At 52.3% G+C, this 25946-nt stretch carries 25 protein-coding genes, 1 tRNA gene and 1 pseudogene; 17 read left to right on the forward strand and 10 right to left on the reverse strand.

What is annotated here, in order from left to right; all coding sequences use genetic code 11:
• The first annotated feature begins 34 nt into the window (after positions 1-34).
• Complete coding sequence (gene crl / locus EM595_RS04425) at positions 35-436, forward strand: sigma factor-binding protein Crl (protein WP_067428240.1); 402 nt, start codon at positions 35-37, stop codon at positions 434-436.
• Positions 437-525: 89 nt separating this feature from the next.
• Here crl and EM595_RS04430 read toward each other — a convergent pair whose 3' ends face one another.
• The gene (locus tag EM595_RS04430) at positions 526-1638 is read right to left on the reverse strand and encodes a porin (RefSeq protein WP_067428243.1); all 1113 of its coding nucleotides are present in this window, start codon (positions 1636-1638) and stop codon (positions 526-528) included.
• A 241-nt stretch (positions 1639-1879) separates the two neighbouring features.
• On the opposite strand from EM595_RS04430, the gene proB reads away from it, so the two are divergent.
• From proB to EM595_RS04475, 9 genes and pseudogenes are all read left to right on the forward strand, one after another.
• Entirely contained in the window at positions 1880-2983 is a 1104-nt protein-coding gene (proB, locus tag EM595_RS04435) for a glutamate 5-kinase (RefSeq protein ID WP_067428245.1), read from the forward strand.
• Positions 2984-2992: 9 nt separating this feature from the next.
• The gene (gene proA, locus EM595_RS04440; protein WP_067428246.1) at positions 2993-4246 is read left to right on the forward strand and encodes a glutamate-5-semialdehyde dehydrogenase; all 1254 of its coding nucleotides are present in this window, start codon (positions 2993-2995) and stop codon (positions 4244-4246) included.
• 431 nt (positions 4247-4677) lie between these two features.
• Positions 4678-5415, forward strand: a complete 738-nt coding sequence (locus EM595_RS04445; RefSeq protein WP_067428248.1) for a LexA family transcriptional regulator — start codon at positions 4678-4680, stop codon at positions 5413-5415.
• A 439-nt stretch (positions 5416-5854) separates the two neighbouring features.
• Entirely contained in the window at positions 5855-6193 is a 339-nt protein-coding gene (locus tag EM595_RS04450; protein WP_071852483.1) for a transcriptional antitermination N peptide, read from the forward strand.
• A gap of 170 nt (positions 6194-6363) precedes the next feature.
• Complete coding sequence (locus EM595_RS04455) at positions 6364-6831, forward strand: lysozyme family protein (RefSeq protein WP_067428249.1); 468 nt, start codon at positions 6364-6366, stop codon at positions 6829-6831.
• Positions 6828-7172: pseudogene (locus tag EM595_RS04460) on the forward strand (DUF7940 domain-containing protein); the annotation flags it as partial. The gene EM595_RS04455 and the pseudogene EM595_RS04460, both read left to right, overlap by 4 nt.
• A 96-nt stretch (positions 7173-7268) precedes the next feature.
• Positions 7269-7562 (forward strand): hypothetical protein, encoded by a 294-nt coding sequence (locus EM595_RS04465; protein WP_067428251.1) that lies wholly within the window; start codon positions 7269-7271, stop codon positions 7560-7562.
• Positions 7563-7788: 226 nt separating this feature from the next.
• The gene (locus tag EM595_RS04470; protein WP_067428253.1) at positions 7789-9546 is read left to right on the forward strand and encodes a putative phage tail protein; all 1758 of its coding nucleotides are present in this window, start codon (positions 7789-7791) and stop codon (positions 9544-9546) included.
• A gap of 174 nt (positions 9547-9720) precedes the next feature.
• Positions 9721-9796: transfer RNA gene (locus tag EM595_RS04475), tRNA-Thr, on the forward strand.
• A gap of 113 nt (positions 9797-9909) precedes the next feature.
• Here the strand turns inward: EM595_RS04475 and EM595_RS21260 are convergent.
• Both EM595_RS21260 and EM595_RS04480 read right to left on the reverse strand, forming a co-directional pair.
• Positions 9910-10086 carry a hypothetical protein gene (locus EM595_RS21260; protein ID WP_173645357.1) on the reverse strand — a complete coding sequence of 59 codons (177 nt, stop codon included), beginning with the start codon at positions 10084-10086 and terminating at the stop codon, positions 9910-9912.
• Between the two features lie 146 nt (positions 10087-10232).
• Positions 10233-11342: an AI-2E family transporter gene (locus tag EM595_RS04480; RefSeq protein WP_067428254.1), complete on the reverse strand. Its 1110-nt coding sequence runs from the start codon at positions 11340-11342 to the stop codon at positions 10233-10235.
• Positions 11343-12620: 1278 nt separating this feature from the next.
• Here EM595_RS04480 and EM595_RS04485 point away from each other — a divergent pair.
• Positions 12621-12818 (forward strand): hypothetical protein, encoded by a 198-nt coding sequence (locus EM595_RS04485; RefSeq protein ID WP_067428255.1) that lies wholly within the window; start codon positions 12621-12623, stop codon positions 12816-12818.
• Between the two features lie 847 nt (positions 12819-13665).
• Positions 13666-14367 (forward strand): GntR family transcriptional regulator, encoded by a 702-nt coding sequence (locus tag EM595_RS04490; protein ID WP_067428257.1) that lies wholly within the window; start codon positions 13666-13668, stop codon positions 14365-14367.
• 68 nt (positions 14368-14435) lie between these two features.
• Here EM595_RS04490 and EM595_RS04495 read toward each other — a convergent pair whose 3' ends face one another.
• The 3 genes from EM595_RS04495 to EM595_RS04505 form a co-directional block, all read right to left on the reverse strand.
• Entirely contained in the window at positions 14436-14822 is a 387-nt protein-coding gene (locus EM595_RS04495) for an RcnB family protein (protein WP_071852484.1), read from the reverse strand.
• Between the two features lie 75 nt (positions 14823-14897).
• Positions 14898-15410 carry a 2-thiouracil desulfurase family protein gene (locus EM595_RS04500; protein ID WP_067428259.1) on the reverse strand — a complete coding sequence of 171 codons (513 nt, stop codon included), beginning with the start codon at positions 15408-15410 and terminating at the stop codon, positions 14898-14900.
• Positions 15411-15505: 95 nt separating this feature from the next.
• Complete coding sequence (locus tag EM595_RS04505) at positions 15506-15742, reverse strand: hypothetical protein (protein WP_067428261.1); 237 nt, start codon at positions 15740-15742, stop codon at positions 15506-15508.
• 533 nt (positions 15743-16275) lie between these two features.
• On the opposite strand from EM595_RS04505, the gene EM595_RS04510 reads away from it, so the two are divergent.
• On the forward strand, positions 16276-16470 hold the full coding sequence (locus EM595_RS04510; RefSeq protein WP_067428263.1) for a hypothetical protein: 195 nt from the start codon (positions 16276-16278) through the stop codon (positions 16468-16470).
• Positions 16471-16502: 32 nt separating this feature from the next.
• Here EM595_RS04510 and EM595_RS04515 read toward each other — a convergent pair whose 3' ends face one another.
• A complete protein-coding gene (locus EM595_RS04515; RefSeq protein WP_067435143.1) occupies positions 16503-17156 on the reverse strand; it encodes a CPBP family intramembrane glutamic endopeptidase in 654 nt (217 codons plus the stop codon).
• A gap of 211 nt (positions 17157-17367) precedes the next feature.
• On the opposite strand from EM595_RS04515, the gene EM595_RS04520 reads away from it, so the two are divergent.
• The 3 genes from EM595_RS04520 (at position 17368) to EM595_RS04530 (ending at position 21041) form a co-directional block, all read left to right on the forward strand.
• Positions 17368-19992, forward strand: coding sequence for a bifunctional diguanylate cyclase/phosphodiesterase (locus EM595_RS04520; RefSeq protein ID WP_067428265.1), 2625 nt, complete (start codon positions 17368-17370; stop codon positions 19990-19992).
• Between the two features lie 228 nt (positions 19993-20220).
• Complete coding sequence (locus EM595_RS04525; protein ID WP_067428267.1) at positions 20221-20514, forward strand: I78 family peptidase inhibitor; 294 nt, start codon at positions 20221-20223, stop codon at positions 20512-20514.
• Between the two features lie 206 nt (positions 20515-20720).
• On the forward strand, positions 20721-21041 hold the full coding sequence (locus EM595_RS04530) for a hypothetical protein (RefSeq protein WP_067428269.1): 321 nt from the start codon (positions 20721-20723) through the stop codon (positions 21039-21041).
• 3 nt (positions 21042-21044) lie between these two features.
• Here the strand turns inward: EM595_RS04530 and EM595_RS04535 are convergent, their stop codons facing one another.
• A complete protein-coding gene (locus tag EM595_RS04535) occupies positions 21045-21302 on the reverse strand; it encodes a biofilm development regulator YmgB/AriR family protein (RefSeq protein WP_067428271.1) in 258 nt (85 codons plus the stop codon).
• Positions 21303-21756: 454 nt separating this feature from the next.
• On the opposite strand from EM595_RS04535, the gene cspE reads away from it, so the two are divergent.
• Positions 21757-21969, forward strand: a complete 213-nt coding sequence (gene cspE / locus EM595_RS04540; protein WP_067428273.1) for a transcription antiterminator/RNA stability regulator CspE — start codon at positions 21757-21759, stop codon at positions 21967-21969.
• Between the two features lie 177 nt (positions 21970-22146).
• Here cspE and EM595_RS04545 read toward each other — a convergent pair whose 3' ends face one another.
• Positions 22147-22326, reverse strand: a complete 180-nt coding sequence (locus EM595_RS04545) for a con-10 family general stress protein (RefSeq protein ID WP_067428275.1) — start codon at positions 22324-22326, stop codon at positions 22147-22149.
• Between the two features lie 384 nt (positions 22327-22710).
• On the reverse strand, positions 22711-25794 hold the full coding sequence (locus EM595_RS04550) for a beta-galactosidase (protein ID WP_067428277.1): 3084 nt from the start codon (positions 25792-25794) through the stop codon (positions 22711-22713).
• Between the last annotated feature and the right edge of the window lie 152 nt (positions 25795-25946).

Consider the following 25946-nt stretch of genomic DNA (forward strand, 5'->3'; position numbering starts at 1 on the left):
CTATAACAAAATCCTCATCTATGGAGGTTAAACCATGACGTTACCGAGTGGACATCCGAAGAGTCGGCTGATGAAGCGCTTTACCGCGCTGGGGCCCTATATTCGTGAACAGAAATGCGAAAACGAACGCTTCTTCTTTGATTGCCTGGCGGTTTGCGTCAATGTTAAACCGGCACCGGAAAGCCGCGAGTTTTGGGGATGGTGGATGGAGCTGGAGGCGCACGCCGATCACTTCACCTACGAGTACTATTTCGGCCTGTTTGATAAAGAGGGCAACTGGAAGCCATCTGCCATCAAAGGGAAAGAAAACAACGAGAAGCTGGAAGAGACGCTGCGTAAATTCCACGATCGTTTAAAAGCGCTGCTGACCGAAATGGAACTCGATCTGCGCCCGGCGAAAGATTTTGCTGACGAGCCGGTGAAACTGACCGCCTGATCGCGGTAAAAAGCAGGCAGAAAAAAGGCTGGAACAGATTCCAGCCTTTTTTGTTTTTGTCATGCGGCGGTGAGCTTCCCGCTACGGCATCAGAACTGGTAGGTTACGCCCACCGCGACGATATCGTCGGTGTTGCGCGCCAGCGTGTTGTCGTCATCCAGCAGGTTAATTTTGTAATCCACAAAGGCGGACATGTTTTTGTTGAAGTAGTACGTTGCACCGACGTCAGCAAACTTGGTGTAATCCGCGTCGCCCACGCCGCCTTCGATATCCTTAACTTTACTCTGCACGTAAGCCAGCGACGGACGCAGACCAAAATCGAACTGATACTGGGCAACAATTTCGATGTTCTGCAGTTTGTTGGCATAACCGCTGACCGCTACGTTATTGCCGCCAACCTGTGCGGTGCCGCTGATCGGGTTCATGTTGCGGGTTTCCGCATAGTTAGCCGCCAGATAGACGCCATCTTTGTCATATTTCAGGCCGGTTGCCCAGGCTTCCGCGGTATCGCCCTGACCAAATGCGCTGTTTTTCTGCGCCACGGTGCGGTTAGAGGAAGAGACCGCGCCCTTGATGCTCAGGCCATCAATGATTTTATAGGAGATCGAGCCCGCCATGCCGTCGCCGTTGGAGGCGTTATTGCTGCGGCCGCTGCTTTCGTTTTTGCCCTGATACTGCAAGGCGACGTCAAGGCCGTCGATCAGGCCAAAGAAGTTGGTGTTACGCCAGGTGGCCACGCCGTTGGTGCGCGTCAGCATATAGACGTCGGCTGAGGTGTACGCGGTGGCACCGAACTCCGGCATCATATCGGTGATCGCTTCTACGTCATAAATCAGACCATAGTTGCGACCGTAATCGATGGAGCCAAAGTCGCTGAACTTAATCCCGGCAAAGCCAAGGCGGGTTTTGTTACCCGTGTTGGCATCGCTGCCTTCAGAGTTGTTGGCGTTGTACTGGTATTCCCACTGGCCGTAGCCGGTCATCATATCGTTGATCTGGGTCTGGCCTTTAAAGCCGATACGCACATAGGTTTTGTCTGTGTTGTTGCTGGCGTTGGTGTCGGCATCGCTCATGTAACGCATCGCTTTCACTTTGCCGTAGAAGTCGAGACGGTTGCCATCTTTGTTATAAACCTCAGCGGCCTGTGATGATGCAGACGCCAGCAGCGCAGTGATAGTTAATGCCAGTACGCGTTTGTTCATTTGTTACAATCCCAATGAGTAAAAATAATTTTTGCCGTGATCGGCTTTATAAAGGCGAGGCAATTTTTACCTGTAAGAGGTGAAGTTTTTATGACAATTTCACGCATTTCTGGTGAATGGCGAACTTTTGGTCTACGCCGCTGTCCCGGGTTTTTTGTGCTTTTCCCGGCGCGAGAGTTGGTTTCCTGATCGACTCCTGTTTAAATATTCGATTCTTCAAATTCACTAACGGCAGGACAGCATGAGCGGCAGCCAAACCCTGGTGGTAAAACTGGGGACCAGCGTACTTACTGGCGGATCGCGTCGGTTAAATCGCGCGCATATCGTGGAACTGGTTCGTCAGTGTGCGCAGCAGCACGCGGCGGGACATCGCATTATTATTGTCACCTCTGGCGCCATGGCGGCGGGGCGCGAACACCTTGGCTACCCGGAACTGCCGCCGACTATCGCCTCTAAACAGCTGCTGGCTGCCGTTGGCCAGAGCCGGTTGATCCAGCTGTGGGAGCAACTCTTCTCCATCTACGGCATTCACATCGGCCAGATGCTGCTGACCCGCGCCGACCTTGAAGATCGCGAGCGTTTTCTCAATGCACGCGACACGCTGCGTGCACTGCTCGATAACCACATTGTGCCGGTGATCAACGAGAACGACGCGGTGGCGACCGCAGAAATTAAGGTCGGTGACAACGATAACCTGTCGGCGCTGGCGGCGATTCTCGGCGGAGCCGACAAGCTGCTGCTGCTAACCGATCAGCAAGGGCTGTTTACCGCCGATCCACGCGACAACCCGCAGGCCGAGCTGATTACCGACGTGCACGGCATTGATGATGCGCTGCGCACCATTGCGGGCGGCAGCGTGTCCGGGCTGGGCACCGGCGGCATGGCGACCAAGCTGCAGGCGGCGGATATTGCCTGCCGCGCCGGCGTGGATGTCATTATCGCGGCTGGCAGCAAGCCGGGCGTGATCGCCGAGGTGATTGCCGGTACGCCAGTCGGCACCCGTTTCCATGCGTTGCAAACGCCGCTGGAAAATCGCAAGCGCTGGATTTTTGGTGCGCCGCCTGCCGGTGAGCTGATCGTCGACGACGGCGCGCTGGCGGCGATTCTTGAGCGCGGCAGCTCGTTGTTGCCCAAGGGTATTCGTACCATTCACGGTAATTTTTCACGTGGTGAAGTGATCCGCATTCGCAGCCTCGATGGCCGCGACATTGCGCACGGTGTTTCACGCTATAACAGCGATGCGATGCGCATGATCGCCGGACATCACAGTCAGCAAATCAGCGACATTCTCGGTTATGAATATGGTCCGGTTGCCGTTCATCGGGACGATCTGATTGTCAGCTAAGGAGGCGTAATGCTTGAGGAAATGGGAAAGGCGGCGCGTGCCGCATCGTATCAGCTGGCAGAATTAACCACCCAGCAAAAAAATCAGGTGCTGCAAAGTATCGCCGATCGCCTGGAAGTGGAGAGCGCGGCGATTCTGGCTGCTAACGCAGAGGATGTGGCGGACGCCCGGCACAATGGCATGGGCGACGCGTTGCTGGATCGATTAACCCTGAATTCGCAACGTTTGAAAGGCATCGCCGATGACGTGCGCAAGGTCTGTTCTCTGGCCGACCCGGTCGGGCAACTGATCGATGGCGGCCAGCTCGACAGCGGCTTGCGCATTGAGCGTCGCCGCGTGCCGCTCGGCGTGGTGGGCGTGATCTATGAGGCGCGGCCCAACGTCACCGTTGATGTTGCGTCGCTCTGTTTGAAAACCGGCAATGCGGTGATCCTGCGCGGCGGTAAAGAGACGCATCGTACCAATGCCGCCACGGTGAAGGTGATCCAGAATGCTCTGCTGACGCACGGCTTACCGGCGGGCGCGGTACAGGCGATCGACAATCCCGATCGCGCGCTGGTTAATGAACTGCTGAAGCTCGACCGCTATGTCGATATGCTGATTCCACGCGGCGGCGCTGGCTTACACAAGCTGTGTCGCGAGCACTCAACCATTCCGGTGATCACCGGCGGCATCGGCGTTTGCCATACCTATGTCGATCCCGGCGTTGATTTCAGTGATGCGCTGACGGTAATCATCAGCGCCAAAAAGCAGCGTCCGAGCGCCTGTAACTCGCTGGAAACCCTGCTGGTTCATCAGGAGATTGCCGCCACGTTTCTGCCGCTGCTCAGCCAGCGCGCCGCCGACGAAGGCATTACGTTGCACGCCGATGCCAATGCACTGGCGCTTTTGCAGCGCGGTCCGGCGGCCGTGAGCTTGATCCAGCCGCATGAATATGATGATGAATGGCTGTCGCTCGATCTTAATGTCAAGGTGGTGGCTGACTTAGCCGCTGCGGTTGATCATATCCGTGAGCACGGCACGCAGCACTCCGACGCGATTTTAACCCGCGATCAGCAGGCAGCGAATCGTTTCGTCAATCAGGTGGACTCGTCTGCGGTTTACGTCAACGCCAGCACGCGTTTTACCGACGGCGGGGAATTTGGTCTTGGTGCAGAAGTGGCGGTCAGTACGCAAAAGCTGCATGCCCGTGGCCCAATGGGGCTGGAGGCGTTAACCACCTACAAATGGATCGCCTGGGGCGATAACACTATCCGCGCATGACAAGCATAAAAACGGGCAGTGAATTGCCCGTTTTTTTTGCCAAAAAAACGAACATTTCAGATCCAGTCATTAGCAGAGCGTTACGCGTTCTCCTCCGTTAAGATTTTTCCTGCTTTGTGGTTTATATGGCATCTCTTTTTTTCTTTCGGCTCGCGCCTTGTAAAATGCTGTCGATGTTCAGCCAGCGCTTCCCGTCCGTGCTTTGTCCTGATATTCAACGCGTCTCTGCGCCGGGTAAAACCTGGCGTGCTGCTTTTCCGTTGCGATTTTTCTCATCTCTGAGTCAGGTCAATTCAGGGTAAACCACATAATTACCTCAGGTGATGCTTAATAAATTCTTTTGGGTAGCCAACCGACGGTAATATAAAATGAACTGGTAGCAAAAAATCAGAAATAACAGTAAGCATTTCTTCATGGCAGAAAAATAACTAATGGTTAAAAGAGAGTGTTCTAAACAAGCCTTTACTGCCAGACTGATTGCCGCCTGTGAGAGTGCAGGTGTTAGCGGTCATGGACGAAACAAACAGGTTGCTGATGCATTGCAGAAGCAGGGGTGTAAAATTTCCACACCGGGAGTATGGAAATGGTTTCATGGTCAGGCGATACCTGATGCGACAAATATACTCGCCCTGAGCCAGCTGCTGGGCGTACGCGCCGAGTGGCTGGAATATGGCGCCGGTAATGTGACCGCCGATGGCGAAGCCAACCACCTTTTCCGCGGCATCGGCAAGGGGACTTACCGGGTTGAAGTACTCGACTTCACGATCAATCTGCCGGGCAGTGCACACCCGCGCGACGAGTTCGTGGAAACCATCACCGCCATTGAGTATGGCATGGATGAAGCACGGGTGCTGTTTAACGGCCGACCTGCTGAAAGCATCCGGCTGATCGCCATCAACAGTGATGCCATGTCCGGCACCTTCGAGCCGCGCGATCAAATCTTCGTCGACATCAGCATCCAGCTGTTTGATGGCGATGGCATCTACATTTTCACCCTCGACGATCAACTCTATCTGAAACGTTTGCAGCAGCAGCACCGCAAGCTCGCAGTGATCTCAGATAACAAGCGTTATGAAACCTGGTATCTCACACGCGAAGAGGCTCAGGGCATGCAGGTGCATGCAAAAGTCATCATGAGTCAGCCACGCGCCTATCAATTCCTTGGTTAATTTCCGGGTAAAACCGGAGATTTGCGCCACTTTCCGCCCGTTTTTTCCCTCGGATAAAAATAAAGTTTCCCAAAGATCATAAGGTTAACCGCTAGTGAATAAAAAATTAACTTTTGGTTGTTGATAAATCATAAGTGCCAGTTAATAATTTGCACATGGAAGACGTCATACCGCTACACGGACTGTACTGCTCTTAAACAATTCAGGCGCTGCACAAGCGCAACACTAAGCCAAACCAAAAGCGAATAAGCTTTGGGATGGGGTGGATGCGCATAGGTAGCGTCGGTAAACGCTCATTTTCTGTCTGACGAAAAATGCATCCTGATTGTTAACGCAGTCAGGATCTTTTTTTGTGAGCGAAATATGCGCCTGAGCTGTCCAGTTTCCGGATACGAGCGCATGCCATCCCATCGCCAAAGACTCATTCACAGGAGGAGTTATGGCGATAATCAGTTATGGCAAATCAACTTTCATTGGCAACGCTCGTTCCCGGCGCCACAATCGGCGGCAGGCGATGAGTCAGCTTAAACAGAGCATCGATCTCGCATTTTGTCTGGAGGCACCCCCCGAACCGCTGCGTAAGGCAGAGCAAATCTGCAAGCGCAAATCCCTGAGCCGTGTGCAACGCGCCGTTGCGCAAATTGTCCCCCGAGCCCGTACCGAAGCCAGTTTTGATAACTGCTGCTTACCGCATGTTTACCTCTATGCGGTCAGTGACGATCGTGAAAAAGCGGGCGCGGATTATCTTGCAACCCCCGCACGTCAGCATTGCCGTTAAGAGGCACCCGTCTCTATTTTTAAACGGTAGTAATTTGCAAAAAACTCCTGCGTTTAAAACTTCAGCATTGCTGATGTTTAACTGCCTGTCATCGCCAGGTTCTGTCAGGCTTATTAATCAATATTGTTCATTTTTTTATCATTCACCGTGCATGTCAGAGAGGTGACGTTATGAGTCAGATCATTCCCATTTTAAATTTTGAAGAAGGCTATGTGGACGCGCCTTATCTGGACACGCAGGGATTTCCAACCGTGGCGGGCGGTATCCGCATTGGGCCGAAAGGCGCGTCGTTATCTAACTATTCATTCCGCGTACCTCGCCAGGTGGGCGACATCTGGAAGCACTGCATTCTGGAGAGCAAAGCATCAGAAATGGAAAAGCGTCCGGTGCTGAGCCAGGCGCTGGCGCAGTGCAACGAACCGCGACGTGATGTGCTGTACAGCATGGCTTACCAGCTGGGCGTCGATGGCCTGGCGGCGTTTAACGAAACGTTGAAAATGGTCGCCGCCGGTGATTTCAGCGGCGCGGCCAACGGCATGCTGAACAGCCTGTGGGCGCGACAGACGCCCGGGCGGGCGCGGCGCCATGCCGAAGTGATGCGCACCGGCACCTATGATGTTTACAAGGGGTTGTTATGATTTACGTTTATTTTGTTGTGCCGGTGATTTTGCTGATCGTCACGGTGATATTGCTGCAACGATTCACTACGCTGGAGTTCGTTTCTCACGCCAAACTGCTGTTCAGAACCTGGTCGGTATGGCTCGGTTCGCTGGGCTCAGCGCTCAGCGCCTGGGCGCAATCTTTCCCCGATGCAGCAATGAGCGGCTGGCAGGCGCTGCCCGAGGACATCAAATCCTATCTGCCGCATAACTATCTCGGTTTTATTGGCGCCTTTATGGTCGCCATGGCGGTGATTGCACAGTTTGTCCGTCAAAAAAATCTGGTGCAGCGCAAAGATGACTTGCAGACGCAAAGCAAAACCAGCACGAACAGCACCACCGTCAGTACAACCAACAGCAACACCACCAGCAACGCCACCACCAGCAACGGTAATGGTCAGTAGAGAGGCTAAATCATGAGCGTAATAACCGCATTATTAGGTGGCAGCTGGCAATGGCTGGCCGGTCTGGCAGCGCTGGTCGCGGCGCTGTTTGCCAGCTACGTCGGCGGCCACAAGATTGGCAAAACCAAAGAGCGCGCGCGGGCCGATATTGCCGCGGCCCGTAAGGAGTCTGCGCAGATCTCTGCCGTCGCCAAACAACAACAACAGAACCGTGAGGAGGCTAACCGTGTACAAAACACGAATAACGGGCTTGATGATGCTGCTGCTCGTGACAAGCTGCAGCAGTCAAACTACCACCAATCCTGAACCGGTCGCGCTGACCGATTCATCCTGTTCGCTTTTTTCCCCGATTATCACCCACGGCGACGATGCCCGCGTGCTGGATATCCGCACTATCAGAGCGATTAACGCCCACAACGATTTGTGGGATTCGCTCTGTCACGCACCTGCCGCCAAATAACCTTGTTTAACCCTCTATCTGGCCTCTGCTTCGCAGGGGCTTTTTTATGCCAGTGTTCCTGAGGAGGAATATATGATTGAAGTGAATTCTTTTGCCGAACTGAGAACAACCGTACCTGCCAAACAGGGTGATGTTGCAACCTTAAAACGTTACTACGCTGGCGATAACACCTTTCGTGGGGGCGGTGAATTCGTTGCTTTTACCTTTACCGGCAACAGTCCGTATCCGGATAATGGGGGTACCGTTGCCGTGGGCACCAACTATTTTTGGCGGCGTACCATCAACGATCCGGCACTGATCAATGTGCTGCACTTTGGCGCACGTGCCAACGGCACCACTGACGATAACGATGCCGTTATGCGTTATTTGAACTGGGCACGCACATGGAATACGGAAGTGAACGGGCTGCCGATCCGCTTCCCGGCGGGCAAGTATTTGATCTCGCCGATCGATACCAGCGCCACCGAGTTTGGCTTCTTCGGCCTGTATGGCGATGATGTCGAGTTGGGTGCGGTACCACGCACCACGATCATATCGACCAAAAGTGACCAGCCGGTATTCAAGATCAAGGCGCGGCGAACGGCCATCCGCGGTATCGCCTGGAACGGCCAGGCGTCAGCCGACATCAACACCAATACCGCGGCCATTGCCGCTTCTATGTGTACCAATGCACAGCCGTTCCTGGAAAACATTATTACGCAAGGCCAGTCGACCAATGTCACCTGCTTCAAGGCGCAAAATGCTGGCGGCACGGTGTTCAAGCTGATCGATACCTTTGACAGTAAATTTGACCAAATCTATACCGGTAACACCTTTGGCCGCGTCTTTGATGTGGGCTGGTCAGATTCGCCCGGCGGCGGCTGGAACCACTCGACGGCGATTGAGATCACCAACTCGAATTTCCAGAGTGGCTATGGCGACGCCACGCTGTATATGCCGCGCATGACGCAGGGGCTAATCAGCAACGTCTGGATTGAGCGTACCCGTTACCCGGGTAACCTGTCAGAAGGGCAGTGGAAAATTCAGGTATTCAACCTGGAAGGCTGTTCCAATCCGCTGAATCTCGACAACAGTCGCGTCCTGATGAGCCAGATCAACCTGCAGGCAGGTGCCAAACTCTCCACCGCAATGTCGTCACCGCGCTGGTTATCGGGTTATGAGTATGGCTGGCGTCGTGATGAGAACTTCGGCACGCAATTAACCGGTTCGCTGCGCGTCGGCCATTTCTCAGGCTACCGTCTCAATAACAGCACCGATACCGATAACTGGTACCGCGTGGGGGCATTTAACTTCCCGATCGCTAACCAACAGTGGGTGGCCGAATTTATCGGCCGGGCAAGCACCGCCGATCCATCAGGCACGGCAGGCAGCCCAACCGCCACGGTATCAACCGGCGTAACGGAAATAAACCTGCAGCGCGGCAGCTCGGTATGGGTGGATATGTTCCATCGCGGATCGCCTGCCATTATTGATGCCCGTTATAACCGACAGGGCGTCGATTTTGTTGAGCTGTGGGTAAAGCTCAAAGCGGGCAGCGGCGACACCATGTTCAACCTGAAAACCACCGGACCTACGCGCTTTGACGCGGGCGTCTGTTCGCAGTTTTCGCCAGACTTTTCACTGATTACTGACCTGACCAAACTGGGGCCAACGAAACCGCAGATGCGTTTCGCGCTGCATAACGGCCTGGCCGGTATCGGTGCCAATGAGAAAGGCGTGTTGACCCTGGCTACCGCCGTCGCGGCAAAACCGGTCAATGCCACGACGCCGGGCGGTTATATCACCGTCAATATCAACGGTGTTGACCATAAACTCGCGTATTACGACTAGATCGACCCTGATTAGATAAAGCTTGTTGGTGGAACAGGTCATTTGACCGGCGAGGCTGCGGCCTCGCTTTTTTTTTGCCTGCCGATCCTGCCGATAAAAGCAGCGGTCGCGCCACGACAGCTTGACTCATTTCACGATTTTTCATAATTTATCGCCCCGCAGTACCTTCCCGACGCCGATATAGCTCAGTTGGTAGAGCAGCGCATTCGTAATGCGAAGGTCGGAGGTTCGACTCCTCTTATCGGCACCATCTTCTTATATTCCTTTATCTCATTCCGTTTTTCCGTTCTCATACTCCCTTTTATAGCCATTCAGTCGGGCTCCCCGATGACGATCTTGCCTTCAGAGAATCCCGACCGCAGTTTAAATCAACCCAAAGTAATGACGCAGCCCGTAAAGCCCCCACCAGATTGCTGATGCGCCCAGATAGACAAAACAGCCCCAATAGGCGATGGGTTCACGCTGAGTGCGTAATTTAGGTAAAAATGCAAAAAGGTACGCCGCGGCGGCAATAAGTGAGATGAAGTACCAATATTTCATGCCGTTCCTCCTGAATGCTGCTCCAGTAACAAGATGAATAATAAAGATAGTGTCTTTGTTCGGGAGATTCATGCGAAGCGGCAGGTGTCACGAGCAGGGCAGGAAACAGAGGAAAACTCCCGGCGCGGAGCCGGGAGAGAGGAGAATTACGCGCCAGGCGGTAGCCGACCTTCTTCGATGAAATCTTCATCCAGCTCGTCGGTGTTAGCCTGGTTATCACGGCCAGAGAGCAGGTTCCAGCAGGCGATAAACAGCGCTGCGATCAGCGGGCCAACCACAAAACCGTTGATGCCGTAGATTTCCATGCCGCCAAGGGTAGCAATCAAAATAAGGTAATCGGGCATTTTGGTGTCTTTGCCGACCAGCAGCGGACGCAGCAGGTTATCCGCGAGGCCCACGACCACCACAAAGAAGCCCACCAGAAACAGACCCTGCCACAGCATGCCGGAAACGAAGAAATAGACCGCAGCCGGTACCCAGATAATGGCTGAACCCACCGCTGGAATCAGTGACAGGAACGCCATCAATGCGCCCCACAGCAAACAGCCCTCGATGTCGACAATGTAGAATGCCAGCCCGCCTAATACCCCCTGGACGATACCGACCACCACGGTGCCTTTGACCGTCGCCCGCGACACCGCCGCGAACTTTACCAGCAGGTGATGCTTCATAAATTTTGACAGCGGCAGCGATTCCATCATCAGGCTGACCAGCCAGGCGCCATCTTTCAGCAGGAAAAACAGCAGATAGAGCATCACGCCGAAACCGACCACAAAGCTAAAAGTGCCTTTGCCGATCAGAAACGCACTGCCGGCAAGATACTGGCTACCGCGTAACGCCACATCAGACAGCTTCTTCTGAATTTCAGTTGCGCTGTTCAGGTGCTGTTCGGAGAGAAAGCTACGCGCCCAGCCCGGCAGGTGATGTGTAACCTGATTCAGCACCGTGGGCAGCGGCGTATTGTTCGCCTGCAGCTTGGTGTAAATGATATTAAATTCCATAGCCAGCGAAGAAGCGACGACGGCCAACGGCGTAAACACAATCAGGCAGATGATCAGAATAGTCACCAGCGACGCTGCACCATTGCGATCGCCCATCGCTTCACGGAGTTTGGTTTTCAGCGGATAGAAGATCACCGCCAAAATGGCAGCCCATAAAATCGCTGAAAAATAGGGGCTTAACACATCAAAGAAAGCCCAGGTAACAATCGCAAGCAGCAGGATGAAGAATCCCTTGGAGAGGCCTTTAAATTTCATTTTTTTCCCTAAATACCGATAACAGTGATCGCGCTGCATCTATAAGCGGATCGGTACGCAGAGAATAGCAAAAATGAGACATTTCTGTCCGCGACGAAAAAATTTATCTGAGTGAGTATTTTGCCAGTCGCCGGTGTCGTTGTGGCCTGGCGTATTAATGGCAGAATGATGATGATTAACGAAGGTACCGAGTGCGCCTGTCGTTTGTGGTAGCCGCTGCGGTGCATAGAACGGCAAGGAGCATGTCTGAACAGCGTAAATGTGATGTGATGGGCAGCAGCTCTCTCTATACGGGCAGGCTTAGGGTATGCAGTCATTTGTGGTGCGCGGCGGGTAATCCCTCGCACAACGAAAGGGTGGCAAAGAGGAAAAAGGGCTTCAGATAACGTGGATGTTGTATCGCTAACATCGCTTTTCCAGCTGATAACTCACGTTATTAAATAGCGTGTTGCGTTATAGTCAGTAATAATTTTTTTCTACATCGTGAGGAAGAAATCGATAATCGCATTTTGACGGCATCTGTGCGGGTATAAGGCCCTGAATGCACTCATCATCAATTAGCGCAGCGACAAAACCTGCTTTTACGCTTTTCTTCCGTTAACTGTCGGAAAACTTATGAATAATATTGCTTGAAGGTGGTGACTTTCTCTGCCTGAAATTATCGGCTTTAATAAGTATCAGCGCACAGTTGTCAGAGCTGGCGGGAGACAAATTCTCAACGAAAGCGTTATCATATAAGCGCACCTTTTTGGCATGAGTTTTTATTAGCACGGAGTTAAAGAGTTATTTTCGATTGATCGCCCGATAATATTAACAATGGTTCCTGAGTAACCATCATTACAGACGTATAGCGTTGCCAACAGGATTGCCATAACGATCATGATGCCACAAGGTAAAAAAGAGATGCGCACACAGGTTCGATAAACAGGCCTTAAGGTAATGATATTATCCCGCTGTAAACAAACGTAATGCAGCATACCGATAGAACGCTGATGACTTGTGCCAAAATTAACGGCGTTTTTTAAACGCTAAATACAGGCTGGCGGTTTATCAGCATCTCCGAAAATCCATAGCCAGGCCGACCGGCTTTAACCGAGGTACAGTGGGCAGCCATTAGGGATGGTAAGTGATGCATTTAGCTGTAATATCCAGCGGGGTGTTAACTATAACGATTTACTCCGCTGACAGCGAGCAGGTTTCACGCAAGGAGGGCAGGGCAGCGTTATAAATAATGCACAGCGCGACAATATTAACGCCGTATGTGCACCAGCAGTTAAGATGGCTGCTGAAGAGGTATTTAAAATTAACTTACTGAATGTGTTTACTATTTTTTTTGCGCTGCCACTCTGTTGCCTGGGGCTTTTTTCCGCCTGTAGCGTGCTGTTGCTGGTCAAACTGCAATTCGCGACGACACAATACCGTCGACACTTATTTACTGGTCAAGATTTCAATAACGCTGATGAAGCCTGTGGCTAAAAGCCATGTTTTTTTGTTCCAGGCAGCACTCACCCCTCAAGTGCGCGAAACCGATGTTTTACCATTCCTGATTCGTGCATATTCTCGCTGGCTGTGACGATAATAACGTGCTGATACAGCCCGTTTATTCTTTCGAATAATCCTGTTTTTTCGCCGCATCAGGCGTGCATAAAATACAGTGTAATAAGGGCAGGGTAATAGTTTTGGCCTTTATGATGCTCTGCTGAATAAATAAAATATCTTATAAAATAAATGCACTTTTTTCATCTAAGAAAAAATTCTCTTCAATGTTAATGTTAACATTTTTTAATGGTGATTTTTGGTTAAATAACTTTTTTTACTCATCTTTTTTTGATTTGTGGGTGCGTCCTGCGGCCTTGTCAAGGCTCAATTCACCTGGTGAAGAATAGATTAAAATAAATAGAATGCTACCTATATGACTCAATACATCTCGCGGTAACAGGCTGTTGCTATCGATATAATAAAAAGAATGTCAACGTTCAATTAAATTAAAATTTATATCTCGGTTTTTTCAGGTAATGGCACGTTTTATATGAGTAGGTATTGACCTTCGGTGAATCTTTTTTCCTGCCGCTCCGTCTGTTTTAATCGATGAAAGAAATTGATTTATGCATTATTTCTTTTGTTAAAACAACGCCGTTATCCACTTTTTTGGTACATAAAGTGCCGCTGGAATCCCATCTGACACTCGCGTGTAATCGTGCAAAACGTTATACTGTATGGATACCCGGTGTATGGGTGTGGGCGCCTTAAGATTGCTAGCGTTATTAATCCAAAACAGGGGTAAGGTCATCGTTGGGAATAATTATTGAGGATACGAAAAATCATGGCGATTAAGCTCACCGAGAAGCAGAAGGAGATTAAACGGATTGTCTATGAATTGACGCGTGCAATTGCGCAGCACAAGTTGCGTCCTGGCACCCGTTTGATTGAGTCGCAGCTCGTTGAATCTCTCTCAGCTAATCGCAATCATGTGCAAAGCGCGCTACAACGTCTGGCGCTGCAGAATATTGTTACTATCGCACCTAACTTTGGCGCGGTCGTTTCAACCCCCTCAAGGCGTGATGCCCGGGAGATTTTTATCGCACGTCAGGCAATTGAGCCAGCGATTGTTGCATTGATTACACCAGAAAAAATTGTTGCCTGGTCAGCGGAGATTCTCGAACAACAGCGTAATGAACGGGCGGTTATCGAACGCCACGATATGCACGATATTGTGTATGAGCTGGATAAATTTCATCTGTTGTTGGCGCGCATCGCGGGTAACAGCGTGCTGGAAAATATCCTGGCTAATTTGTTGGCGCGCAGTGCGCTGGTGATGATGCTTTATCGTCAGTCTGAGGTGATTTTTAGCCACTATGACGAACATAAAGAGATTGTCGATGCACTGCTGAAAGATGACATTGAACGTGCGCAGAAGTTGATGCGTAAGCATCTTATTGAATTACAAAGTTATCTCGATATCAGCGCGCCGTTAGCGGCCAGCGCCAGTAATGATGATAATGATAGTCTCGAGATGAATGGTTAATCACACGGCAAAAAGAGTTTTACCTGTTCTGTAAGCGTTGGCCCAGTGTGTACCGGGCCAGCGTGTGATCACTGAAAAAATATTTCGCCCGATTCTGCTTTAAGAAACTTCCCCTCACCGTCTGAAATCAACACATAGTTGCCACCAATGTAAGTCCAGTGACTGCCGGTTTCCGGCGGCGGTAAATGGCGTTTCTGCCATTCAACGATTTCATATTTTTTGGTGCGGTAAAGATCCGGCACCACATCGCCGTAGGTATAGTGCCGCGAATCGGCATAAAACTCTTTAACGTCATAAGAATGGGGTTGCGGCGCGGGTTGTGCCTGCGCGCTGCTGTCACTGTCCTGCATGACGGGCGGTGCGGGTTGCACCACCGGTTCTTCTGCATATGCCAGCGTGCTCAGCATGATGCTGCTACCCAGTAAAGCAAGCAAAAGCGGCCTGGAAGTGCGCATAGTTTCTCCTGAGTGATCGATATCGGTCGTGATGATGCTCATAAGACACTAAATTAAGCGCAGTAGTTGCAGACGTCATTGAATGAATTGTGAAACTTTGTTGTGAATCGCCTGCCAGGCCTGATGCTCTTCGACCTTCAGCCGTGTCGCCAGAAGCTCAGCTTCATGTTCGGCATAGACGTTGATGCCATTTTCACGCAGTAATCGCGCGGTGAAACCGCTGCCGTTGATGCGCCGCTGCTGAAAACTGCCGTCATACACTTTTTGGCTGCCGCAGGAAGGGCTGCCATCGGTTAGCAACGCAAAACGGCAGCGATGCGCCAGCGCGGTTTGCAGCGCGCGCTGCGCCGCCAGCTGATACATTGCTGTGACATCATTGCCATCAGATTCAAGGAGATGCGCGCCATCGGCCTGAATTTCTGCCGGTAAACGCGGCACCGGCAACCCGGCAGCGATTTCAGGACAGCAGATCACCAGCCTGCCTTCGGCATGCCAGCGCAGGAGATGTGTATTTTTCCAGTATTTGGCGCTGCCGTCATAACGTACGGCGAAGCCGCACAGGCAGGCACTGATCAGAATCTGCTCCATCGTCCCTCTCTTTGTTCTCAACAAGAGTGTGAACGTTCTGGCGCAGGGTGCAATTTTTCAGCACTCAGTTAAAGATAATTAACGAATTTTTAGACTCAGGCGGGCATAAATTCCTGCGCAGCACGACGCAATCGACCGTCGCTCTTCGCCACGCGAAAAGCTTTGTCAGGATCGCCCACCACAAACTCGAAGGTTGGCGAATAGTAGAACGGTAGCCAGCCACCAAAGCTTTCTTCCCATTCCCAGCGCACTGGGCAGGGCCACAGGAGGCCATCGTAAATAATGTAATAGACCCACCGGCCGTTAGGACGACGAGGTTTTAAATTTTTCATGAGATTCACAACAGGACGTTTAGCCAATTAGATTATATTTTGTACGCTTGAGGACAAACATGCAACGTCAGAATGTTCATTAAGTGTTCATTGATCTGTAAAACTTGCTTAACGGTGAACCTCACCACAAATTAGCACCGCGTTCGGGCGTATTTTATGGATGCGTTCAGCCATCTGCTCACAAACAATTTTTGTGGGGTAAATGCGTTCTGAAACGGGTAGAGCATCGCAGGCATCGTTACCACATGCGCTCACTAATAATACAAATCCTATCAACATACTGGCTCCTTTGCCCCCGGTCTCTGTGAGCGGACGTTCGGTATCGTGCTTCCCCTTGATGACTAAAGTATAGCCAAACCGCAGCAATTCGTTTTATACGCTAATTAACTCACTGATAATACGCTTATTTCTACGGGGCCGAATAAACTAAACAGGACCAGCCAACAGCATCGTGACGGGAATGATATTTGCCTGCACAAGCGGATGCGCATCCGCTACAATTCAGGTTTCGCATCTCACATCACAGGACGCTTATGTCGAACGAAATTGCTCATCCTTCCAACAGCCCAAAACAGGCTGCCTTACAGCTGGTTATCGAGCTGGTCCGCGCTGGCAAACTCAGCCCATTGCAGGGCGATGCGGCGAACATGATTTCAATTTATGAACAGTTTAAAACGCACTTTGAAGCTGAAAAGCATAAGAATGCGTCGGAATCAGCGATTTCGTGATGATCTTCCGGGCACCATGCCCGGATGATTTTCTACTGCAGCGAGAAATACCAGGCGGGGAGCAGGGCAATCAGGTTATTCAGCATGTGCAGGAAAATCGGCAGCGCCAGCGTCTTACTGCGCAGGCGTGCATAACACAGGATCAGTGAAAATAGCGTCAGTACCACGGTGGTTTGCCACTGAACATATTGCGTATGCATCATGGCAAACAGCAAAGACGTAAGCAGCATACAGGCGAAGCGGCTACGCGGCGCCCAAAGTAAAAACGCCTGCAGTAAAAATCCCCGAAACAGAATCTCTTCAAAAACCGGTGCCAGCAGCACCGCCGTAAACATCAGAATCAGCATTGAGCTGCTGCCCTGTTGCGCCTGCTCTTCCAGCCAGGCTTCCGGCTGTAAAAACCACGTCTGTGCCAGCATCAACAGCAGTAGAGACCCGATAAACAGCAGCGTATTGGCCGGGCGCAGTTTACCCAGCGGGATATCGTCACGGCGCTGGCAATAAAAACGATAAAGCGGATAGATCACCGCAAATTCAAACAGACAGAGCACCGGCATCAGCAAGCCATCGCTGCGAAGTTCAGCATAGTTTGGGAACAACGTAATCAGGAGCGTGATGGCGTAATAAGCGACAAAACTGCCGAGATAAAACAGCGTCAGAATAAGTCTGTCGGTGCGTGTATTCATAACCGGCCCGGCGATGAGAGGAAAGCGCATAGTAGCAACCTGCATGATCGGTGTCGAGTTAACGCCAGCGAGCCGGGATATTTATCGCTGGCTCTAAATTGTCAGTGTCATTGGCCGATAATTGTTCATTGAAGAGGCATGTTGTTGGCAATTCTGCTGCAGGATGTCCATGTGCCACAGAGCACGTGCTTTTATCGATTGGCGGTGCTTTATGTCATTATTTTCATTTTCTACATCAGCTCAGAGCTTCCAGGTCCAGACCACCAGCCGCACCCTTCGTGTGCTGGTTGCCCTGGTGGCCGGGATATTCGCGTTGTCGGTTATTATGGTGATGACCATTGCGCACCGACAAAACCAGGCGGCGCTCGCACAAGAAAAACTGCTGCTTGATCAGATATGGCGGGCGCAGCAGAAAATCATGCGCACGGATATTCGCGATTACGCCTTTTGGGGAGAAGCCTGGAAGCACCTGCATGTGCATATGGATACCGACTGGGCTTATGCTCAGGAAAACTTTGGCCCCGGTCTCTACAGCGAATACCACTATGAAGGGGCTTTCGTGGTGGATGGGAACAACCAAACGCGCTATGCCGTGATCGATGGCAAGCTCTCCTCCATTCCGATTAGTGCCATGCTGGGAAAATATACCGATGAGTGGCTGGCAGAAGCGCGGCGTCTGAACAGCGTGCCTGATGCACTGGTGCGCAATATCATCATTAATCGTTCGCCCGCTATCGTGGTAATGGCGCCGATTACCACCGGTCAGATGCCTGGCCTGCCGGAAGTCGCTGGGCCGCCGTCGATCATGATTTTTATTAATCGCATGACGCCTGCCAAACTGGCTGCGCTGGGCCATTCCGTGGGCATCGATGAGGCGCGTCTGGCCAGTAATACGCGCGATGCGCAGCTTGAGCCTGCTATCTCTCAGCCTATTGAAAACGGTGAAAAGCTGGTGCTGCGCTGGAAATCCAGCGAGCCAGGTGAAGCGCTGATGCTCTATATTCTGCCGCTGTTATTGTTAACCGCGCTAGTCATCGGTTTTGTCACGCGTCACGTTTCCCGCCAGGCGATGTTCAATGCGCGCCTGTGCGATCAGCGTTTTCAGCAGTTGATCCGCAGTCAGCATGAGTTGGCCAACAGCGAAGCCCGTTTTCGCGATGTGGCGGAAGCCTCTTCCGACTGGATTTGGGAGATCGATCGCAATGGCATGCTGGTTTATCTCTCGGCCCGTTTTACCGATGTGACCGGGCATTCAGTGGTGAGCTGGCTGGGCCGCTCAATTGATGAGCTGTTGCACAGCAAGGTGCAGCCGGTTTCTGAATGGCTGGCCAGGCGTGAGCAGCAGGGGCATCGCTCAGTGCTGCGCTGTAATTTTATCTGCGCGCAGGGCAAACCCCGTATTTGTCGCCTGGTTGCAAACATGGTCGGCTATGTCGATAACATTGAAGGCTATCGTGGCACGGTGTCGGATATTACGCTGGAAGTGGAAGCACAGGCGCGCATCCAGTTTCTGTCGCAGCACGATGTGCTGACCGGCTTGCCCAATCGTCTGCAACTGAAAGAGTTTTTGACCGGGCGATTATCGCACCTGCCGGAGAGCGATCCCCTGGTGATGATCAGTCTGGATCTCGATCGCTTCAAGCCCATTAATGACACCTGGGGCCATGCCGCAGGCGACAAGGTACTCAATGACGTGTCGCTGCGGCTGCAATCCTGTCTCGGAGCTGATGAGCTGGCCGCACGGCTGGGCGGCGACGAATTTATTCTGCTGCTCACCGGCTGTCGCACTCGTGAGCAGATTGAGAAACGCTGCCGGCGGCTGCTTAATGAACTGCAAAGGCCGTTTAATATTGCCGATCAAAGCGTGTTCATCGGTGCCAGCATGGGCATCGCGATGGCGCCTCAGGATGCAGAGCAGCCCGATGAGCTGCTGCGGTTGGCGGATATTGCGCTCTACAAAGCCAAGCAGGGCGGCCGTAATCAATGGATATTTTATTCATGCGAAATGTCAGAGCATTTGATGCAACAGCGCGACATGGCGCGGCATCTTGAATGCGCCATCGCTGAAAACCGTTTACGCCTGTTTTATCAGCCACGTTTTGATTTGAACAGCAGCACGATCGCCGGCGCGGAAGCGTTGATCCGGTGGGAACCATCACCGGGCGAGTGGATCATGCCCGATCGCTTTATTGAGCTGGCCGAGGAAAACGGCCTGATCACGGCGATCAGCGATTGGGTGCTGGAAACCGCCTGCCGCGAGGCCCTGAGCTGGCAGGAGACGATGTACGTCTCGGTGAATATCTCACCGGTGGAATTTCGCAGTGGCAATCTGGTGCAGCGCGTTTTCCATGCGTTACATAAAACCGGACTGGCACCCGCGCGCCTTGAACTGGAGATCACCGAGAATATTACCTTTGAAAATCCTCAACATGCGCTAACCGTTATGCAGGGGCTGCACGAACTCGGCGTGCGATTGACCGTGGATGATTTTGGCACCGGTTACGCGTCACTGGGCTATCTGAAAGCCTTTCCGTTCAACGGCCTGAAGATCGATCGCTCATGGATGCAGGAGTTCCCGCAGTCGGTGCAGTCAAAACGGGTGGTGGAAGGCATTATGGGACTGGCACAGGCGTTTTCGCTGACCGTAACGGCGGAAGGTATTGAAACTGAAGAACAGTTGCGTCAACTGAAGCGCATGTCGTGTGATGAAGGGCAGGGCTATTTTCTCGGTCGTCCAATGCCTTCGTCAGAGTTCGCTCAGCTAATGAGCCCGTCTGGCGAAGGCAAAGAACCGATTAATACGTTGGCACCGGTAAAAATGCTTAACGTACTTTGACGGCGACTACTGTCATCAGCGCAGCGGCGGCAATAAAAATGATCAGTTCCATACCTTCCTCCTAAGATTAATCTTAATAATTATAGTGTGGAGGCGTGCTTTTTTTAAGCAAATAGTGCCGATTTAAAATTGAGCTGCGCGGTGGCAAAGGGGAAAAAGTCCAGGTGAGCAGGACATTCTGCTACCCTCATCTGCGAGTCTTAATACACGTAGAGGAGGAATCAACACGTGAAGCTTTATGGAAAACTGACTGCCATCGCCGCGCTGTTTGCACTAAGCGCCTGTCAGCACGCGACAAAACCCGACACTGCGCAGGTTCAGGACAGCGAAAACGATCGCTGCGGCGCCTCACAATATCAGAGCTATACCGGCAAACCCCTTGAGGCGCTGCAGAATGTCCGCGTCTCCGGGCCGGTGCGTGCCATTCCTTACAATTCTGCCGTGACGATGGATTTCAATCTGAATCGCCTTAATTTCCTTGGCGATCGGGATGGAAAAATTATCCGCGTCTATTGCGGTTAATGCGTCATAAAAAGAGGAGGGGGTTGCTTGTCACATCGTTGCAATGCCGGAATGGCACTATGCAGCAGCAATAAGGCGATCTCCTCGTCATATAATCATGCAGTGCTCGTTTCCTTTCCCGCCTGGTGCGGGATTTTTTTGCAGACGAGTCGGGTTGTCCCGTGCGCTGAACCTTGCCAGGCTGACGACAACCTCAAGGAGAGAAGATGAAAACCAAACTTATCGTTATTTTAGGCATGTTGATTTCACCGGCTGCGCTGGCCTCCAGCGCCAACGCCTGGCAGGATCATGACGCGGCGGTAAAAAGCGCCTGCATAAAAGCCAGTTCGTTGAGCAAGGCGCGCGCCGTGGGGAATATCCATCTGTTTGATGACCGTGCGGGCTTTTCGGCGCTGTTAATAGAAGGCGTTTATCCGCAAAAGCAGATGAAAAATCAGCGCGGCCGTGAGCTGTGCCTCTATCAACGTACTTCTAAGCAGGCCTTTATTGCGGAAGCAGACGATCTGCAGGCGATTAAAAAACGTTAATCATCAGGCGGAGTGCGTTTCGTTACTTTCCATCAGCTGCGCCAACAGGCTGCGGTAGCTGTTCAACAGCGACTCATCGCCATCCTGCTCAAGGCGGTCAATAATGCGTGCAATCACCGCTTTGCTGCTGGTTGGCTGTCCTGTTTGCATAAGCTCCTGCATAATGGCCGCCAGCAGCTCGGCCTCTTTAGGAGCGTTCCAGGCAGGACTGTTGAAGTAATCAACGATTGCACGACTGGCACTGGTAGTGTGAGCGGCCATATGAGCTCCAAAAACGCGCAAGCAGGGAACGAACGGGATTGTCTGGCAGGCATGCATGCAGCACGTGCCGCATCAGTATGCGGCAGCGGGCGATTGCCTGTTTTTTAAACATAGATCCTGTACGAAAAAAAGACAGTCACACCTTGACATATTTTTTGATTTTGCCAGCGTTCTCAACTTGTTTGATGCTGCAGTGGCATGTGTATCGCCCATTTTTCCTGTTGTTTGCGTTAACGATGCAAATAACACTTGCACGCAAAGAGCAGGTATGAGTAAATACAGCCATCGGTTTGTTAACAGAGCCGATTATGCGTGCAGATTTAGTAATGCAGTCTTCAGTTAAGCGTTATCTCAGATATCTCTTCTTCCTGATGCCTTCCACATGCCTCATAACACATCTGTAGACAAACCCTAATGCCAATTATGGCTTGTAAATGAATGAAGGAAAGACAGAATGTCTGATAAAATGCGCGGTATCGTAAAATGGTTTAACGCTGAGAAAGGCTTCGGCTTCATTTCTCCAAAAGATGGCAGCAAAGATGTATTCGTACATTTCTCTGCAATCAGCAGCGATGGCTTCCGTACTCTGGAAGAAGGTCAGGAAGTTTCTTTCACCATCGAAAATGGTCAGAAAGGCCCTGCAGCTGCTAACGTTACCGTTGGCTAAGCAAAAAATTTGCCAGCTCGATTTATCGGGCCAGCTTGAAAAGCCCCGTCATTGACGGGGCTTTTTTTATGCCTGTAGTTTCTGCCTTAGAGAGACTCTTCTTGCGGGCTACAGGCAAAAAAGAAGCCCCGCGGCAGCTGTGCCGGTCGGGGCTTCTCGCATCAGTAGCGTTGATTATTACTTATTGCTGCCACTGTTACTTTTTTGTCCGCCTTTCTTTCCAGCTTCGGATGCTTTTTCGGGGTTATTTTTGAAACCGCCGCCGCCGCTGTTTTGACCGCCTTTCTTGCCGGCTTCAGATGCTTTCTCAGGATTGTCGGCAAAATTGCCTGAATTCTTGCCACGTTGATCTGCCATCATAATCTCCAGTTCGCTTTCAATTATTAGTGCATGAATGTACCGTCACCCGAGCCATTAGTAAGAGGTCATCCCTGATGTGACATTACTCAGTGTAGCCGCAGCGGCAATAAGAACCAGTCAGCAATCCAACGTAGCGATATTAATAAAAGTTATCATTTTCAAGCCGTTGAACGCTTGCCGCTTTGCTTGTTTTAAGCGTAACCGCATGAAGATTAAACTAAATATCATAATGTGCTGTTTATTATTTTTGGATGGCACTCATATTCTTGATAAGAATAAATCAATATTTTTCATCGGGATAAGTTAACTGCTTAGCAGCGATGAATTTTCTGTAGGCATAAAAAAGCGCCCCTGAGGGCGCCTGATGAAAGATGTTCATGCTCACTGTTTGCCAGCAAGCACCAGCTGATAATGGAAATGTGCGGCATCCAGCAGATATTCATTACTGACGCTCGGGCTCCAGGAATCGTCACCGCCGACACCCATATGATAGCCATCCAGATGCAGCCACCAGCCTGCTTCGGCACGCAGCAGATGTCGATGAGTGGTGCGGCGCAGTTGTTCCAGACTCCACGGCTGCAGGGAAAAGTGAAAATCGCCGCTAACCTGCAGGTTTCCGGTCTGCAAATGACGAGTGCCGCCGCGCAGGCCATTTTCGCCGGGAAAAACATAAGGCGTGGCGAGAGCTTCTCGTGGCAGATCCCACTGTGAAAAACGGGCGGCGGTGGCACGATCGGGGTAATTTTCGTGCGGCCCAAGTCCCAGCCAGCCAATCTGTTCAGCCGTGCTGGCCAGCTGGCAGCGCAGGCCGATCCGCGCTGGAGGGGGCGAACCCGGCGCCCGCGTCACGTTGACGTCGATACTTAACTCGCCCGCGCCATCAATCTGGTAGCGCTTGTGGCTGATAAACAGCGTTTCATCATCATGTCGCCAGTGATGCAGCGTTTCGATCTGCACCTTATTTTGTAGCCTGTCCGCCTGGAACTGCTGCGTGACGGCGGTCAGCTGATAAAATCCTGCTCGCTGCCAGCGCTCAACCCAGGCGTTAGGATCGATGCGCGTCACCTCGCTAATGCCGATATCGTTATCAACCGGCGCGCGAGTAAAGCAGTCCTGCAGTGGCGAAAGTAACTGCGCGACATCATCGATCCACCATTGCGTCAGCTCACCTTGTTCCGCAGAAAAACACCAGCGTTGTGTGCCATGCTCAACCGTAACGCTGTCGCCGGAGACCTGCAAAACAGGCGTCGATGCGTTTCCGATCGGCAGGGGAACGGCCAGCTGCGCCGGTAACGGCCATTGCTGCCAGGCCATCAGCCAGTCGGCGGGCGCCCATTCCGTAGCCTGCTTCAGGCGTACCTCCAGCAGTAACCAGAGCGCGCCCTGATAGCGGCCGGGCGCCTCCAGCTCAATACGCACGCTGCCCTGTGGCGCGATATCCAGATCATATTCTCCCTGCGCAACCGCCACGCCTTCATGCTCGATGCGCCAGCACAGCCGCTCATTATCGCTGTGGCGGAACAGGTATTCACTGCTGATCTCAAAGGCCAGCGGATTCTCTTTTTCCACGCTGAACTGAAAAAACTGCTGCGCATGTTGCGCCTCATACAGCGCCGGATGCGGAGTGCGATCGGCGAAGACCAGCCCATTCATACAGAACTGGCGGTCGTTTGGCGTGTCGCCGAAGTCGCCGCCATAGGCCTGCCACGGCTGCCCCTCTTCGTCATAGCGCGTCAGGCTTTGATCGACCCAGTCCCAGACAAAGCCGCCCTGTAGACGGGGATGCTGCCGAAACGCCTGCCAGTATTTCGCATAGCCGCCGAGGCTGTTGCCCATGGCGTGAGCGTACTCACACAGGATCAGCGGACGATCTTCTCCCGGCAAGCCGATCCATTTTTTTATCGACCACTTCGGCACCGCCGGGAAAGGTTGATCCTCATCGACGCGGGCGTACATCGGGCAAATAATGTCGGTTGCGGCACTGTCTGCGCCGCCGCCTTCATACTGCACCGGACGCGTGTTGTCGGCGCTTTTCACCCAGCGATAAAGCGCATCGTGATTACTGCCGTGCCCCGATTCGTTGCCCAGAGACCAGATAATGATGCAGGCATGATTGCGATCGCGCTGCACCATACGCGTTACGCGCTCGCTCATCGCAGCAAACCACGCAGGATCGTCAGCCAGCCGGTTCATCGGCTGCATGCCGTGGGTTTCAATGTTGGCTTCATCCACGACATACAAACCGTAGCGATCGCACAGGCGATACCACAGCGGATGATTAGGATAATGTGAGCAGCGCACGGCATTAAAATTATGCTGTTTCATCAGCTTGATATCACGCAGCATGGTCGCTTCGTCAATCGCCTGGCCGCGTTCCGGATGGTGCTCGTGCCGGTTAGCGCCGCGGATCAGCAGCGCTTTGCCATTCAGTTTCAGCAGACCCTGTTCAATCGTGACCTGACGGAAGCCGACGTCGAACGCTTCGGCTTCCACCACGCTATTGTCGCCTGCCAGCAGGCTGATCACTGTGCGATAAAGCGCCGGTGATTCCGCGCTCCACAGGTGTGGCTGACTTATCGGCAGCTGTAGCGTGGTGCGGTCGTGATAATGACCACGCTCGTCGATAATCTCGCTGCCGAGCGCCTGTTGCAGGCTGCCGATGTGCGTCTCCTGATACCAAAGATCGACCCTGACCTGATACTCTGCGGCAGGGCGACCGGCCAGCGCGACCCGCGTTTTTACCTGTAGCCGTGCGCTGCTGAACTCCGGGCTCAGATGGGTTTCCAGCTGTATGTCTGCCAGCTGCACCTGCGGCTTTCGCAATAACCACACATCGCGAAAAATGCCGCTCATGCGCCACATATCCTGATCTTCCAGCCAGCTACCATCACACCAGCGAAACACCATTACGGCGATGCGATTGTTGCCCGGCTGCAACGCCGCCGTCAGGTCAAACTCAGCAGGCAAGCGGCTGTCCTGTGAATAGCCAATCCACTGGCCGTTACACCAGAGATGAAAGGCGGCATTTACGCCGTCAAAAATAATCCGTGTTTGATCGCTGCCCACTTCATCAGGTTGTAACTGAAATGTGAGCGAGTAACAACCGGTGGCATTTAGCGCAGGCACCCGCGGAGGCGTGGTGCTGATCGGGTACTGAACATTGGTGTATATCGGCGCATCGTAGTCCGCCAGCTGCCAGTTTCCCGGCACGTCGATGGCGTCAGCATCTGTCAGATCCTGCAGCAGCCAGCTTTGCGGCACCGCTTCAGGTTGCGCAAACCAGTTAAAGTTCCAGCGGCCATTCAACAGGCGCAAACTTTCACTCTGGCGATCGTCGCGTGCTGTCTCGACGTTCCGCCAGCTGGCAAACGGTGGATGCGCCTCCAGCCGATTAAGCTGGGTTATAGCGAGGTTTTCCCAGTCGCGGCGAGCAACGACATCGCTGACGGTTAGATTAAGAGACATAGCAAGATCCTGATGATTGGTATGCGCTCACAATGCCTGTGACAGGCTGCGCTGTAAAGTGGTGTTTGCCTGAATTTTGCACGTAATCGCGACGGCGATCGCAGTCTATGTTTTCCTGAAACACAAACTTGCGTCTGTCCCATTAGACAGGC

Origin of the sequence: Duffyella gerundensis (assembly GCF_001517405.1) — a bacterium.
Classification (GTDB): Bacteria; Pseudomonadota; Gammaproteobacteria; order Enterobacterales; family Enterobacteriaceae; genus Duffyella; species Duffyella gerundensis.

What these genes read in the sequence shown, in the direction of transcription:
- EM595_RS04465 (WP_067428251.1), top strand. Translation starts at nt 7,269, where the DNA reads ATGAGCGTAATAACCGCATTATTAGGTGGCAGCTGGCAATGGCTGGCC.
- proA (WP_067428246.1), top strand. Translation starts at nt 2,993, where the DNA reads ATGCTTGAGGAAATGGGAAAGGCGGCGCGTGCCGCATCGTATCAGCTG.
- EM595_RS04545 (WP_067428275.1), bottom strand. Translation starts at nt 22,326, where the DNA reads ATGGCAGATCAACGTGGCAAGAATTCAGGCAATTTTGCCGACAATCCT.
- EM595_RS04515 (WP_067435143.1), bottom strand. Translation starts at nt 17,156, where the DNA reads ATGAATACACGCACCGACAGACTTATTCTGACGCTGTTTTATCTCGGC.
- EM595_RS04500 (WP_067428259.1), bottom strand. Translation starts at nt 15,410, where the DNA reads ATGGAGCAGATTCTGATCAGTGCCTGCCTGTGCGGCTTCGCCGTACGT.
- crl (WP_067428240.1), top strand. Translation starts at nt 35, where the DNA reads ATGACGTTACCGAGTGGACATCCGAAGAGTCGGCTGATGAAGCGCTTT.
- EM595_RS04430 (WP_067428243.1), bottom strand. Translation starts at nt 1,638, where the DNA reads ATGAACAAACGCGTACTGGCATTAACTATCACTGCGCTGCTGGCGTCT.
- EM595_RS04485 (WP_067428255.1), top strand. Translation starts at nt 12,621, where the DNA reads ATGGCTGCTGAAGAGGTATTTAAAATTAACTTACTGAATGTGTTTACT.
- EM595_RS04470 (WP_067428253.1), top strand. Translation starts at nt 7,789, where the DNA reads ATGATTGAAGTGAATTCTTTTGCCGAACTGAGAACAACCGTACCTGCC.
- EM595_RS04450 (WP_071852483.1), top strand. Translation starts at nt 5,855, where the DNA reads ATGGCGATAATCAGTTATGGCAAATCAACTTTCATTGGCAACGCTCGT.
- cspE (WP_067428273.1), top strand. Translation starts at nt 21,757, where the DNA reads ATGTCTGATAAAATGCGCGGTATCGTAAAATGGTTTAACGCTGAGAAA.
- EM595_RS04480 (WP_067428254.1), bottom strand. Translation starts at nt 11,342, where the DNA reads ATGAAATTTAAAGGCCTCTCCAAGGGATTCTTCATCCTGCTGCTTGCG.
- EM595_RS04490 (WP_067428257.1), top strand. Translation starts at nt 13,666, where the DNA reads ATGGCGATTAAGCTCACCGAGAAGCAGAAGGAGATTAAACGGATTGTC.
- EM595_RS04495 (WP_071852484.1), bottom strand. Translation starts at nt 14,822, where the DNA reads ATGCGCACTTCCAGGCCGCTTTTGCTTGCTTTACTGGGTAGCAGCATC.
- EM595_RS04520 (WP_067428265.1), top strand. Translation starts at nt 17,368, where the DNA reads ATGTCATTATTTTCATTTTCTACATCAGCTCAGAGCTTCCAGGTCCAG.
- EM595_RS04530 (WP_067428269.1), top strand. Translation starts at nt 20,721, where the DNA reads ATGAAAACCAAACTTATCGTTATTTTAGGCATGTTGATTTCACCGGCT.
- EM595_RS04550 (WP_067428277.1), bottom strand. Translation starts at nt 25,794, where the DNA reads ATGTCTCTTAATCTAACCGTCAGCGATGTCGTTGCTCGCCGCGACTGG.
- proB (WP_067428245.1), top strand. Translation starts at nt 1,880, where the DNA reads ATGAGCGGCAGCCAAACCCTGGTGGTAAAACTGGGGACCAGCGTACTT.
- EM595_RS04455 (WP_067428249.1), top strand. Translation starts at nt 6,364, where the DNA reads ATGAGTCAGATCATTCCCATTTTAAATTTTGAAGAAGGCTATGTGGAC.
- EM595_RS04535 (WP_067428271.1), bottom strand. Translation starts at nt 21,302, where the DNA reads ATGGCCGCTCACACTACCAGTGCCAGTCGTGCAATCGTTGATTACTTC.
- EM595_RS04510 (WP_067428263.1), top strand. Translation starts at nt 16,276, where the DNA reads ATGTCGAACGAAATTGCTCATCCTTCCAACAGCCCAAAACAGGCTGCC.
- EM595_RS21260 (WP_173645357.1), bottom strand. Translation starts at nt 10,086, where the DNA reads ATGAAATATTGGTACTTCATCTCACTTATTGCCGCCGCGGCGTACCTT.
- EM595_RS04445 (WP_067428248.1), top strand. Translation starts at nt 4,678, where the DNA reads ATGGTTAAAAGAGAGTGTTCTAAACAAGCCTTTACTGCCAGACTGATT.
- EM595_RS04505 (WP_067428261.1), bottom strand. Translation starts at nt 15,742, where the DNA reads ATGAAAAATTTAAAACCTCGTCGTCCTAACGGCCGGTGGGTCTATTAC.